At 64.3% G+C, this 13208-nt stretch carries 8 protein-coding genes and 1 pseudogene; 2 read left to right on the plus strand and 7 right to left on the minus strand.

The genetic code is table 11. The features are described from left to right. The 6 genes and pseudogenes from JWR89_RS01425 to JWR89_RS01450 all read right to left on the minus strand — a co-directional run. A pseudogene (locus tag JWR89_RS01425) lies at nucleotides 1-313 on the minus strand (hypothetical protein); the annotation flags it as partial. Between the two features lie 180 nt (nucleotides 314-493). Continuing rightward, nucleotides 494-1753: an adenylate/guanylate cyclase domain-containing protein gene (locus JWR89_RS01430; protein WP_299710826.1), complete on the minus strand. Its 1260-nt coding sequence runs from the start codon at nucleotides 1751-1753 to the stop codon at nucleotides 494-496. A 151-nt stretch (nucleotides 1754-1904) separates the two neighbouring features. Beyond that, complete coding sequence (locus JWR89_RS01435) at nucleotides 1905-5072, minus strand: multidrug efflux RND transporter permease subunit (protein ID WP_299710829.1); 3168 nt, start codon at nucleotides 5070-5072, stop codon at nucleotides 1905-1907. Beyond that, on the minus strand, nucleotides 5069-6280 hold the full coding sequence (locus JWR89_RS01440) for an efflux RND transporter periplasmic adaptor subunit (RefSeq protein ID WP_299710831.1): 1212 nt from the start codon (nucleotides 6278-6280) through the stop codon (nucleotides 5069-5071). Before JWR89_RS01440 ends, JWR89_RS01435 begins: the two co-directional genes overlap by 4 nt. Before the next feature lie 170 nt (nucleotides 6281-6450). Beyond that, nucleotides 6451-7638 (minus strand): alpha/beta fold hydrolase, encoded by a 1188-nt coding sequence (locus JWR89_RS01445; protein ID WP_299710834.1) that lies wholly within the window; start codon nucleotides 7636-7638, stop codon nucleotides 6451-6453. 13 nt (nucleotides 7639-7651) lie between these two features. Next, a complete protein-coding gene (locus JWR89_RS01450) occupies nucleotides 7652-9064 on the minus strand; it encodes a DUF4403 family protein (RefSeq protein WP_299710837.1) in 1413 nt (470 codons plus the stop codon). A gap of 19 nt (nucleotides 9065-9083) precedes the next feature. On the opposite strand from JWR89_RS01450, the gene JWR89_RS01455 reads away from it, so the two are divergent. Beyond that, on the plus strand, nucleotides 9084-9266 hold the full coding sequence (locus JWR89_RS01455; RefSeq protein WP_299710839.1) for a hypothetical protein: 183 nt from the start codon (nucleotides 9084-9086) through the stop codon (nucleotides 9264-9266). Nucleotides 9267-9296: 30 nt separating this feature from the next. Then, nucleotides 9297-10598: a hemolysin family protein gene (locus JWR89_RS01460; protein ID WP_299710842.1), complete on the plus strand. Its 1302-nt coding sequence runs from the start codon at nucleotides 9297-9299 to the stop codon at nucleotides 10596-10598. Between the two features lie 107 nt (nucleotides 10599-10705). Here the strand turns inward: JWR89_RS01460 and parC are convergent, their stop codons facing one another. Then, nucleotides 10706-12967 (minus strand): DNA topoisomerase IV subunit A, encoded by a 2262-nt coding sequence (gene parC / locus JWR89_RS01465; protein ID WP_299710844.1) that lies wholly within the window; start codon nucleotides 12965-12967, stop codon nucleotides 10706-10708. Nucleotides 12968-13208 lie beyond the last annotated feature (241 nt).

Genomic DNA, 13208 nt, shown 5'->3' on the forward strand with positions numbered 1-13208 from the left:
TGCGCGGCAGGACTGCTACGGCTTCCTTCAATTTTGCCGCCCCGCGTTCGCGCAGCTCCGTCAGTTTTCCGAGCGGCTCGTCGAGATTGAGCAATGCGGTCTGCGCTTCGCCGCGCGAGTTACGTAAAACCTGCATGCTATTGAACAGGGTTCGATCGGCCTCGGCGAGGGTGACGAGCCGACCGGCCGCCGCCATATCGCGCCAATCCTTGGCGAGCTGCAGGCCAAGCAGAACCACCAGAACAGCCGTCAGGCCTGCGAACGCTCCGGTCAGCAGACTGCCAACACGGAAATGAAATCCGATACGCGTCATGTGTCCCTGAAAGTATTGCGCAGATGAGAAATCGCTCGCGGCTGCTTCCGCTGATCGAGACATATTCGATCGATGTTAATTTAGGGCTACTTCCGATGCCTATTGGCTATGCAGAAACTTCATCCGCGCGCCGGCAAAGTCGCCGCGGCGACAAACCGCCGTGCCTGTCCAAAGCGAGCCTTAGCCTGCCAGATAGCGCTCGTATTTGCCGCCCACCGCTTCGTCGGCGGCGATGTCGGGATCGAGGGTGTAGAGGTCCTGCGCGTGGCTGATGCCGCGCAGCACGAAACGGCCGGTGGACACGAGATAGTTTCGCCCGGCTGCATCTAGCCCGTTGCGGAACGCCGATGACGTCAGCAGCGGACGGTCCACCGAACTGCACATCGAGGCGATGCGGCTGACTTCGTTGACCGAGGGGCCGACCACCGTGAAATCCAGCCGGTCGTCGCTACCGATGTTGCCGTAGAACACCTCGCCGACATGCAGACCGATATAGGCTGTCGTTACCGGGCGGCCGGCGGCCGAGCGCTTGGCGTTGAGCGCGATCATGTTTTTGCGGAACTGGTGCTCGGCGCGCAATGCGCAGCGTTTGGCCTTGCCCATGTCGTCGCCGGTGAACATCGCCAGCACGCCATCGCCGATCAGCTTCAGAACATCGCCGCCGGAATCGTGGATCGCGGCGATCGAAGCCTCGGCATAGTCGTTGAGGAACGGGATGATCTCGTCGGGGCCGATCGACTCGCTGATCCCCGTGGAGCCCCGCAGGTCGGAGAACCACAGCACCGCCTTGATGCGCTCGGTGACACCGCGGGTGATCTTGCCGCGCAATACCTGTTCGGCGGCGTCGCGCCCGAGATAGACCCGGCCCAGCGTGCGCGCGATCTCGACCTGGGCCGCCGATTTGATGGCGAGGCCGAGCACCGGCACCAGATCACGCAACGCCGCCAGTTCGTGGGGCGTAAAGCCTTCCTCGCGGCGGGTCGCCCAGTACGAGTACAGGCAGTCCATCTGCCCCATCGAGCCGGCCTCGCCGAAGCGGTGCACGAAGGCGATGCAGTGCTTGTGGCCGTGATTGACGAGGTCGCCCATGATCGAGAATTTCAGGGTTTCGATGTCGGCGACCCTGATGTGCAGCTCGTCATGGCCATTCTCCAGCATGTAGAAGAACGCCGAGCGCCGCCAGTTGGTGGCGGCCTCGCCATGATCGGTGGAGCCGTATTCGAAGGCATCGCTCTCGTTGGTCTCGGTGTCGTTCCAGCGGAAACCGCGGCCCTCGAAGATCGGATGCAGCGTGTCGATGAAGACCAGCCCGCGCGAGACGTCGAGCCCGCCGTCGCGGGCGCGTTCGCAGAAGCCGCGGATCAGGTCGTTTTCCGGCAGCCCGGTCAGGCCGGCGCCGGCGAGCCAGTTCATCAGTTCAAGGCGTGGGGTCGTGTCCATCAGGCATTCCGTCGCGAAGCCCTCATGGTGAGGAGGCGCCGTTGCGCCGTGTCGAACCATGTGGGTGGGAAGTTATACATCATACACCCATCCTTCGAGACGCGCGCAAGAGCGCGCTCCTCGGGTCGAGGACGGTGCACGTCGCAGCGATCTAGATATGCGCGCCCTGCTCCTTGTCGGCGATCACCACCGAGCCCGGGAACAAGCGCCGGACCAGGATGTAGAACACGGGCGTGAACACCAGGCCGAACAAAGTAACGCCGATCATGCCGAAGAACACCGCAACGCCGACCGCCTGGCGCATCTCCGAGCCGGAGCCCGACGAGGTCACCAGCGGCAACACGCCGAGGATGAAGGCGAACGACGTCATCAGGATCGGACGGATGCGCAGACGACAGGCTTCGATTACGGCCTCGAGCTGAGGACGGCCCTCCTGCTCGATATCGCGGGCGAATTCGACGATCAGGATGGCGTTCTTCGCGGCGAGGCCGACCAGCACAACGAAGCCAATCTGGGTCAGGATGTTGATGTCCTGTCCCATGATGCGCACGCCGACCGTCGCCGCCAGCAGGCACATCGGCACGATCAGCAGCACCGAGAATGGCAGCGTCCAGCTACCATATTGCGCGGCCAGCACCAGGAACACGAACAGCACGCAGATCGGAAAGATATAGAGCCCGGCATTGGCGCCGGTGGACTGCTGGTACGACAGGTCGGTCCACTCGAAGGCGAAGCCGCTCGGCAGGGTTTCATCGGCGAGCTTCTTCATGGTCGTCAACGCCGTGGCCGAACTGGTGCCCGGCAACGTATCGCCGGAGATTTCGGCTGATGGATACAGGTTGTAGCGCGCGACGCGATCCGGGCCCGCGGCGTCGCTGAAATTGACCACGCTGCCGAGCATCACCATGTCGCCGGCCTTGTTGCGGGTCCGCAGCCGGGCCAGATCGGAGGCTTCCTTGCGGAACGGATAGTCGGCCTGCGCGGTGACGTGATAGGTGCGCCCGAGGATGTTGAAGTCGTTGACATAGGTCGAGCCGAAGTAGGTCTCTATCGCCTCGGTCAAATTCTGCACGGGCACGCCGAGCATCTGCGCCTTCTGGCGGTCGATATCGACGAACACCTGCGGCGTGTTGGCGGAGAACGGCGAGAACACCGCGGTCAGCCCCGGCGCTTTTCGCGCGGCGTTGACGAGTTCGTCGGTCGCCGCTGCCAGCAATTGCGGACCCCTGCCCTGGCGATCCTCGATGCGCATCGCGAAGCCGCCGCCTGTGCCGATGCCGGGCACCGCCGGAGGCGGCAGCACGATGATGAAGGCGCCTTCAATCACCGACAGCCGCTTGCGCAGTTCGGAGGTGATCACGGCCGCGGTCAGGCCCTTCTTGATCCGCGCTTCCGGATCGTCGAACACCGGAAACATCGCCGCAGCATTGCCGGACTGCGTGAAGGTCGCCCCCGACAGACCGGCCAACGCCGGCATGCGCGCGACACCCGGCGTATCCAGTACGATGGCCTCGATCCGCTTCACGATCGCCGTGGTGCGCGCCAGCGACGACGCGCCGGGCAACTGCGCGACCACGATGACGTAGCCGCGGTCCTGCGCCGGGATGAAGCCCTGCGGGGTCGCATAGAGCAGCCATCCCGCCGAACCGATCAGCACCGCATAGAGCAGCAGCATCAGGGCGGAGTGCCTGATGACGAAGCCGGCCAGCGTGCCGTAACCGTGCGACAACCGGTCGAAGCCGCGGTTGAACACGCCGGTGAAAGCGCCCCAGCCGCGCGCGACAAAATTCCAGTTCGCCGGCGCGGTCTTCTCGTGATGCGGCTGCAGGATCAGCGAGGCCAGCGCCGGCGACAGCGTCAGCGAACAGAAACATGAGATCGCCGTGGCCACCGCGATGGTGATGGCGAATTGCTGAAAGAACTGCCCGGAAATGCCGCCGAGAAACGCGGTCGGCACGAACACCGCGCACAGCACCAGCGCAATCGAGACCAGCGCGCCGCCGACCTCTCGCATGGTCAGCAAGGCTGCGTCGCGCCTCGACATGCCGTCGCCGAGATGCCGCTCGACATTCTCAACTACCACAATGGCGTCATCGACGACGATGCCGACCGCGAGCACGAGGCCGAACAAAGTCAGATTGTTGATCGAGAAGCCGAGCGCCGCCATGATCGCGAAGGTGCCGACCAGCGACACGGGAATGGCGATGATCGGAATGATCGCGGGGCGCCAGCCCTGCAGGAACACCAGCACGACGATGACCACCAGCGCCATCGCCTCATAGATGGTCTTGATCAGCTCGGAGACCGACTGCGCGATGAACTCGGTGGGATTGTAACCGATGTTGTAGTCGAGGCCCTTCGGGAAGTCGGCCTTCAGCCGGACCATCGAATCCTCGATGCTCTTGGCCGTCGACAGCGCGTTGGAACCCGGCCGCTGGTATACCAGCATGGCGACTGCTTCCTTGCGCAGCAGGAAGCCGTTGGTGGACGACGACAGCGCGCCGATCTCGACCCGTGCCACGTCGCGCAGCCGCACGGTCTGGCCGTCGTCGCCGGATTTCAGCACGATGTCCTCGAACTGCGCCGGATCCTTCAGCCGGCCAGTGAAAGTCAGGTTGGGCTGAAACGCGCGGTCGGCGATCGGCGGCTCGGCGATCTGGCCGCCGGCAATCTGCAGGTTTTGCGCACGAATGGCGGTCAGCACATCGCCCGCCGTCATGCCAAGCGTTGCGATCTTGTCGGGGTCGAGCCACAGCCGCATCGAATAGTCGCGCGCGCCGAAGATGGTGATGTCGCCGACGCCGTCCAGCCGCAACAGCGGATCGCGGACCTGACGCAGCGCGTAATTCGAGATGTAGAGCTGGTCGTAGGTATCGTCGGGCGACAGCATGAACACGACCATCATCAGGTCGGGCGAGTTCTTGCGGGTGACGACGCCGATGCGCTGGACCTCTTCCGGCAGCCGCGGCTGCGCGATGGCGACGCGGTTCTGCACCAGCACCTGGGCCTTGTCGAGATCGGTGCCGAGCTTGAAGGTCACGGTGATGTTGAGCAGGCCGTTCGAGGTGGCCTGGCTGTAGACATACAGCATGTCCTCGACGCCGTTGATTTCCTGTTCGATCGGCGTCGCCACGGTGTCCGACACCGTCTGTGCCGAGGCGCCGGGATATTGCGTGGTGACGACCACCGTCGGCGGCGCGACCTGCGGATACTCCGCCACCGGCAAGGTGGTGTAAGCGAGCGCGCCGACGATCAGCAGCACGATGGACAGCACCATCGCCAGGATGGGCCGGTTGATGGAAAGGCTGCCGAGGTTCATTGTTTTGCGCCTGCGGCGGGCGGCTTGGCGCCGGCTGCGGGCGCAGGCGCCGCGGCCATTTTCGGCGCGACCTTGGCGCCGACGCGGGCGCGCTGCAGCCCATCGACGATCACGCGATCGTCGGGCTTGAGGCCCTCCTTGATGACGCGCAAGCCATCGTCCAATGGGCCGAGCGTGACCGGCCGGGCCTCCACGGTATCGTCGGGCTTTACCACCATCACGATCTTGCGCGACTGGTCGTTGGCGACCGCCGCGTCCGGAATCAGCAAGGCGTCATAAGCGGCGCTGGCGATCACGCGGATGCGGGCGAACTGGCCCGGCAGGATCGACAGATCGTGATTGTCCACAACGGCGCGGCTTCGTAACGTGCCGGTGCCGGCATCGAGGCGGTTGTCGAGAAAGTCCATCTTGCCTTCGCGCGATGGTTTGGTCTCGCCCACCAGCGTAATCTGCACGGGGTTCGGCGTATCGCGCGAACTCGGCCGCTTACCCTCGAACCACAGCTTGCTGTTGCGCACATAGGTCGCTTCGTCGGTGTCGAAATAGACGTAGATCGGGTTCAGCGACACGATCGAGGTCAGCAGCGTGGCGCCGCTCTCGCTGCCTTGCACGAGGTTGCCCACGGTGACGAGATGGCGGCTGACGCGTCCGTCGATCGGCGCCACCACCTTGGTGTATTCGACATTGAGCTTCGCCTGCTTCAGCGAGCCTTCGGCCTGCAGCGTCGCGGCTTCCGCCGCGGCCAGCGCCTGGCTGCGCTGATCGACGATATTTTCGGAAATTGCCTGGGTCTTGATCAGCGTGGTGGCGCGTTCGAGCTCGCGCTGCGCCAGCACTACCTTGGCCTTGGCGTCGTCGAGCGCGCCCTGCGCCGTTTCGGCGGCGGCCTGATACTGTCGCGGATCGATCTCGTAGAGCAGATCGCCGGTCTTGACGGTGGCGCCGTCGGTGAACGCCACCTTGGTCACGAAGCCGGTCACGCGGGCGCGGATTTGAACTTGCTCGACAGCGTCAAAGCGACCGGTGAATTCGTCCCAGTCAGTGGTGAGCTTCTTGGTGGGATTGGCGACCGTTACCGGCGGCGCCGGCGGCGCCGCGGCCTCTTCCTTCTTGCCGCAGCCCGCGAGCAACACCAGCGCCAGCAGCGATGCCGCGCGCAGGGAATAACGGGGACGGCTGGAAGCGGCGTCACAAAAGCGTGACAACATCTGCAAGTTGTTCAAAACAGGACCCCACACCAGCGAGCGCGACAGGACGTCGATAATGGTACATCCAAGCTGCGCCGCAAGTGGAAATATTTCGCAATGCCGCGATTGACAGCCATGTACGTATCATCCCGGCATCAACGGCATTTGATGCAAACCTGTTCGTGGCGTCGTCAGTTCCTGCCGCAATCGCTCGGTGCGGGATTGCCGGCAAAGCGTTCGCCGATCCAGTTGACCGCAGCATTCGCCGCATCACGACCGGCAAAGCCGTGGCCCACATTGGGCATCAGCAGCATGGTGACGCGACTGCCGGCCTGGCACTGACGCTGGAAATAAGCCCGCGTTACCGCGGGCTGCACCAGGTCGTCATTGCTGCCCTGCGCGAGAAACAGCGGAATGCTACGTGGCAATGCGCTTGGCGTGTTGCGCAAGGCCAGTGTCTTCCACGGTTCGGTGGTGGCGATGTTCGGCACCGACAGGAAATTTTGCTCGAGCGGCTTTTCCGTACGGCGGCGCTCGACGATGTCGAAGATCGACTCGATGCATTCCGACGCCAGCACATCGACGACCGGCAGCGCGACCGGCATTACCACCTTGTCGATGGGCGCGCCGAATACGCGAGACCACGACCACAGCGTCATCGCCGTGAGGTTTTTGCCGCCGGAAGTCTTGAAGTCATCGCCCATCAACGTCACCAGTTCGGTGGCAGGCGCCGCCGCCGCGACACCGACCAGCGTGAGTTCCGGGGCGTACCTCTTCGCCAGTAGGCCGGTATAGAGCGCCGCCTGCCCGCCCTGCGAATGGCCCCACACGGCAAAATTGCCAGCACCGCCCACCCCCGGCATGCCGCGCGCTGCGCGCACCGAATCCAGCACCGCGCGACCTTCGCTGACGCCGACCAGATACGGATGAGGACCGGCAGTCCCGAGCCCCGGATAGTCGGTAGCGACGACAACCGCATCGCGCGCTATCAATGGCCGCAGGCCCTGGATCTGCTGAAACACGAACAGCGCCAGCGATGGCGCGCAATGCGCCACCACGGCAGTGGTTGGATGCGCCCATGCCACGATCGACCGGCCTGAAGCCGGCGGCGGACCGGGCGGCACGATCGCCACGCCGGACACCGCGATCGGCTCGCCGTCAAGCCCCGTGGAGCGATACAGGATGCGCCAGGCCTGCGCGCCCAACGGGGCGAACAGCATCGGCTCGGAGCGGATCAAGGTGCCGGGCGGGCCGGCGATCTCTGCGGCCGTTGCCTGGTAGAAAGGCGACTGCGCCATGGCAGCGCCGGTGCCAACGGATGCCAGGACGCCGAACACCGCGAGCATATGCCGGACCACCGATATGGATCGATGCAACATCGCCGGCTCCTGCTCACAGCCCATACAGCAATTTCAGCGAACCGCTGGCGCGCAGATCGATGCGCAGCGCGTCAGGCAGCAGCACGACTCTCGCGACGCCTGCGGAAGCCAGTCGCCCCTCGCTTCGAAAGCCGTCGCCAAGCGGCCGGGTCAGTTTCGCATTAGCCGAAGCGATGATGCGATCGCGCTCGGCCTGATAGCCGGTGGCCAGCCGTTGCTGCAATGTCTGCAGAAAGGAGGAATTGCCGAGCAACGATACGACATCCGGCGTGGCGCCGGCTGCCGCATCGGCCTGAAACGCGAGATCCGGAAACTGCACGGTCTGCGAGCTGTCATCGGCCTTCGGCGTCGCCGTCAGATAGACCCAGTCGCCCGGACCCGAGGCCGCAGCCAGACGCAGGCCAACGACCAGTCGGCCGGCCGACGGATAGATATCGAAGTCGCTGAAATTCGGTCCGCCCTGCCCGGCATTGGCCGCCATGGCATCGCGTAGCTGCTGACGGATCATGCTATAATCGAGGCTGACCGGCACGATAATCTCGAAGCGGCCGGGATTGCTGACCTCATCGGCGAGCGTCGGCAGCGGCGTCGGCGCGTTAACCGCGGGCTGCGCGCCGATCGTGGTCTGCGTGGTGCCGGCGATTTCCACAGAACCTTCCAGCACGCGTCCCTCCGCGCGCACGCCGGAGAACGCGATGCCCTGCGGCGTGGTCTGCAGCCAGATCGGCGGCGCATCGACGATCTGCACATTGGCGAACGCCTTCTGCCAGGCGGCCTCGGCCTTGCCCCTGATATTCAGCGCGCGGACATTGGCCGCGACATCACCCTGCACCCGAGACAGTTGCGCACGAATCTTCGGCTCGACATATTTCGACAGGTTGATGCGGAAGCCGAGAATTTGCAGCGTCGGCGGTTGCTGCCAGCGAAAGCCCTCGCTCATGTCCAGCGATATCGACCAGTCCGGCCGCAGCCGCGGCCGCGCGCTAGCAAACACCGTCATGGCGCCTTCGGCGCTGCCATGCAGCATGCGCGCAAACCCCTTGGTGCCCCGCGCCTCGACGCTGCCGAACAGCGGCGTGGTCGCGTTCAGCCTGCCGGCTTCGGCGCGCAGCGACACCGGCCCGGTGCGCTCGACCTCGCCGGAATAAGTGCAGTCGATATCGACGATGCGGCCGAGCACGCGGCGATTCCAGCAACGGGTGGTGCGGTCGTCGAACGACACCAGCGTTCTCGGAATCTTGCGCTCCAGCGCGCGATCCATGTCGGCCAGGCCGAATTCGATGATCGCGGAGATCTTGGAGGTCGTCGTCACCGGCACAGCCGTATCGGCGCTGAGTGGCGGCTTGTCGATCGCGTAGCAAGGGGAGGACAGCAACGCCGCCAGTAAGGATGCTCTCCACGCAAGCGATCGGGCTGTGCGGATCATCGGATGGATCTTTGTGTTTTTGACCATGCTGTTCGCATCTACATCGATTGTTGCAATGATGGCGCGCTGGCTGAAGGTATTGTTGGAGCCTGCAACCGGATTGTCAAATCCCGGCAACGACAATGCCAACCCGGCAACTGACAAAGCGCATCTTTCGCAGCATGTTAGCTCGCATTGGCGGTTGTGGCCGGATGCGCTATGATGCCGGCCATTCATCCAAGAAGGATAAAGCGTGTTATCTCTCGAACTCGGGATCGTCGCGGTCCTGATCGTCGTCAACGGCCTGCTCTCGATGTCGGAGCTGGCGATCGTGTCGTCCCGCCCCGCCCGGCTCGTCGGGCTCTGCGAAAAAGGCGTGAAGGGCTCCCGCCGCGCACTGGCGCTGGCCTCCGATCCCGGCAAATTCCTCTCCACTGTGCAGATCGGCATCACGTTGATCGGCGTGTTGTCGGGCGCCTTTTCCGGCGCGACGCTCGGCCAGCGGCTCACCAACCTGCTGCTCGACTACGGCGTGGCGAAAGGCCTCGCCGATACGCTAGGCGTCGGCATCGTGGTCAGCATCATCACCTACGCCTCGCTGATCGTGGGCGAACTGGTACCGAAACAAATTGCGTTGCGCGATCCCGAAGCGGTCGCGGTGCGCGTTGCGCCGGCCATGGTGCTGCTGGCGAAAGTGTCGCTGCCGCTGGTGTGGCTGCTCGATCGTTCGGGCAAGGCGCTGCTGTGGCTGCTCGGCCAGCGCGGCGAGACCGAGGAGAAAGTCAGCGAGGACGAGATCCGCACGCTGGTCACCGAGGCGGAGACCGCCGGCGTGCTGGAGCCCGGCGAAAAGGAAATGATCGCCGGCGTGATGCGGCTCGGCGATCTCCCGGTCGGCGCGGTGATGACGCCGCGCCACGAGGTGGCGATGATCGACCTGTCGGATCCAATCGACGAGATCCATGCGGAACTGACCGGCAGCAATCATTCGCGCTTCGCGGTGTTCGACGGCGACCGCGATTCCGCGCTTGGTATCATCCAGGCCAAGGATCTGCTCGACGCCTATCTCAACGGCAACACGCCGGACCTGCGCGCGCTGGTGCGCGAGGCGCCGGTGATCCCGGACTCCGTGGACGCCCGCGACGTGGTCGCGATCCTGCGCGACTCGCCGGTGCATATGGGCCTGGTGCATGACGAGTACGGCGTGTTCCAGGGCGTGGTGACGTCAGCCGATATTCTGGAATCCATCGTCGGCTCGTTTCACACCGAGGACGGCCCGGCCGAACCCGCTTTCCACAGACGCGATGACGGCTCCTATCTGATCTCCGGCTGGATGCCCGCGGTGGACTTCGCCGCGCTGCTGCATATCGAACTGCCCCTGCAGCAGCGGCCGTACCAGACCTTCGCGGGATTCCTGCTGCAGGAGTTCGGCAAGATTCCCGACGTCGGCGACCACGTTGTGGCGCACGCCTGGCGCTTCGAGGTGATGGACCTCGACGGCCGCCGCATCGACAAGGTGCTGGCGAGCAAGGTGGAAGAAATGGCGCTGGGGTAGTCGCCGTAATCTGTAGCCCGGATAGCGAAGCGAAATCCGGGGAAACCGCGAGTGTAAAAACTCCGTCCCCGGATTTCGCTTCGCTCCATCCGGGCTACGAAAGATCGCTAGTCGATCACCCGCCCAAACTTGTTCGACTTCGGAAAGCCCTTCGGCGGCAGGCGGCCGGCGTCGGCGCGGGTGCCGCGCCATTCGGCCAGTTCCTTCATGGTCGCGCTGAATTCGCGGCCGGCGCCGTCGCGCCAGAACAGGCCTTCCTTGGCAGTGAAGGTCGCGATGTCGCTCAAGCCGCCGTCCTTGTACTTCTGCAGCCGCACGCCACGGCCGCGCGCCATTTCCGGCACTTCGCTGAGCGGGAAGATCAGCATCTTCCTGTTATCGCCGATCACAGCCACGCTGTCGTTGCCTTCGCTGACCACCGTCAGCGTCTTCGCCTCGTTGGGCATCTCGACATTGAGGACCTGCTTGCCCTTGCGGGTGTTGCCGACGCAGTCGTCCTCGTTGACCACAAAACCCTGGCCGTCGTGGCTGGCCACCAGGAACTTGCGGCCGCCCTTGTGGACGAACAGCGACACGATGGCGGCGTCGCCTTCCATGTCGATGAACATGCGGATCGGCTCGCCATGGCCGCGACCGCCGGGCAGCTTCGACACGTCGAGCGAATAGAACCGGCCGTTGGTGGCCAGCAGCATCAGCTTCGAGGTGGTCTCGGCGAAGAATGCCTGGCCGAGCTTGTCGTCGGTCTTGAAGACGAGGCCGGAGAGATCGGCGACCTGGCCCTTCAGCGTGCGCACCCAGCCCTTGTCGGAAATCACCACGGTGACCGGCTCGCGCTCGACCAGCGACTCCTCCAGGGCGGCGAGATCGTGCTCCGGCGCGTCGGCAAACATGGTGCGGCGCTTGCCGAGCGGAGTCTTCGGCCCGAACAGATCGCGCACGCGGCGCACCTGCTCGCCGACCTTGGCCCACTGCTCGGTCTCTGACTTCAGAATTGCGTTGATGCCCCTGAGCTCTTCGCGAAGCTTCTTGTCCTCGGTGCGGATTTCGAATTCTTCCAGCTTGCGCAAACTGCGCAGCCGCATGTTGAGGATCGCTTCGGCCTGCACGTCGGTCAGCGTGAAGGTCTTCATCAGCACCGGCTTCGGCTCATCCTCGGTGCGGATGATCTTGATCACCTTGTCGATGTTCAAGTAGGCGATCAGGTAGCCGCCGAGCACTTCGAGGCGATGCTCGATACCGGCCTTGCGATGCTCGGAGCGGCGCAACAGCACGTCGCGCAGATGGTCGAGCCATTCGCGCAGGCATTCGGCCAGGCCAAGCACCTTCGGGATGCGGCCCTTGACCAGCACGTTGAGGTTCAGAGGAATCTTGCTCTCGAGCTCGGTGAGCCGGAACAGCGATTCCATCACCAGTTCGGGATCGACCGTCTTCGATTTCGGCTCGATGACGATGCGAACGTCTTCCGCCGATTCATCGCGGATGTCGCCGAGCAACGGCAGCTTCTTGTCGTTGAGCAGTTCGGCGATCTTCTCGATCAGCCGTGACTTCTGCACCAGCCAGGGAATCTCGGTGACGACCACGGTCCACATGCCGCGGGCGCCCTCCTCCTGGTGCCATTTGGCGCGGGTGCGGAACGAGCCGCGCCCGGTCATGTAGGCTTCGGCGATGCTTTCCTTGGAATCGACGATGATGCCGCCGGTCGGGAAGTCCGGTCCCTTGACCCACTTCAGCAGCGCCTTGGACTTGGCGTCGGGCTTCTCGATCAGGTGCAAAGCGGCGTCGCAGAGTTCGGCGACGTTGTGCGGCGGGATCGAGGTCGCCATGCCGACGGCAATGCCTTGCGAGCCGTTGGCCAGCAGGTTGGGGAAGCCGCCCGGCAGCACCGCCGGCTCCTTGCTCTGACCATCATAGTTCGGCCGGAACTCGACGGCGTCTTCGTCGATGCCCTCCAGCAGCAACTGTGCCACCGCGGTCATCCGCGCTTCGGTGTAGCGGTAGGCCGCCGGACCGTCGCCATCGATATTGCCGAAATTGCCCTGGCCATCGACCAGCGGGTAGCGCGAGGAGAAGTCCTGCGCGAGGCGAACCAGCGCGTCATAGATCGACTGGTCGCCGTGCGGATGGAACGAACCCATCACGTCGCCGACGATTTTGGCGGATTTCTTGAACGGCGTGCCCGGATCGAGCCGCAACAGCCGCATGCCATAGAGGATGCGGCGATGCACCGGCTTCATCCCGTCGCGGGCGTCCGGCAGTGCGCGATGCATGATGGTCGAAAGCGCATAAGCGAGATAGCGCTCCTCGAGCGCATCCCGCAGCATCACTTCGTGGATCTCAGCCGGCTCCGGCGGAATCAGTCGTTTTCCCATGGCGACGGGTTACCCCTAGACGTGGCGAGGGGCAAGAAATGAATCGGCCAACCATCGATCGTGCTTCGATTCTGGCTGGTTCCAACCGCCGAAATTGGCGCCCATCCGCGCATCTGCGCGGACGGGCGCCCTTGCTGCCGCCTCGGCGTGCCTTCGTGGCTATTTGGACTTCCGGATCGACGTGACGGCGATCTGGCCGTTGACGCGGCCGGCGTCGAACATGACCTTGTCGCCGACCCCG

Origin of the sequence: Tardiphaga sp. (genome assembly GCF_028290785.1) — a bacterium.
In the GTDB taxonomy this organism is placed as follows: Bacteria; Pseudomonadota; Alphaproteobacteria; order Rhizobiales; family Xanthobacteraceae; genus Tardiphaga.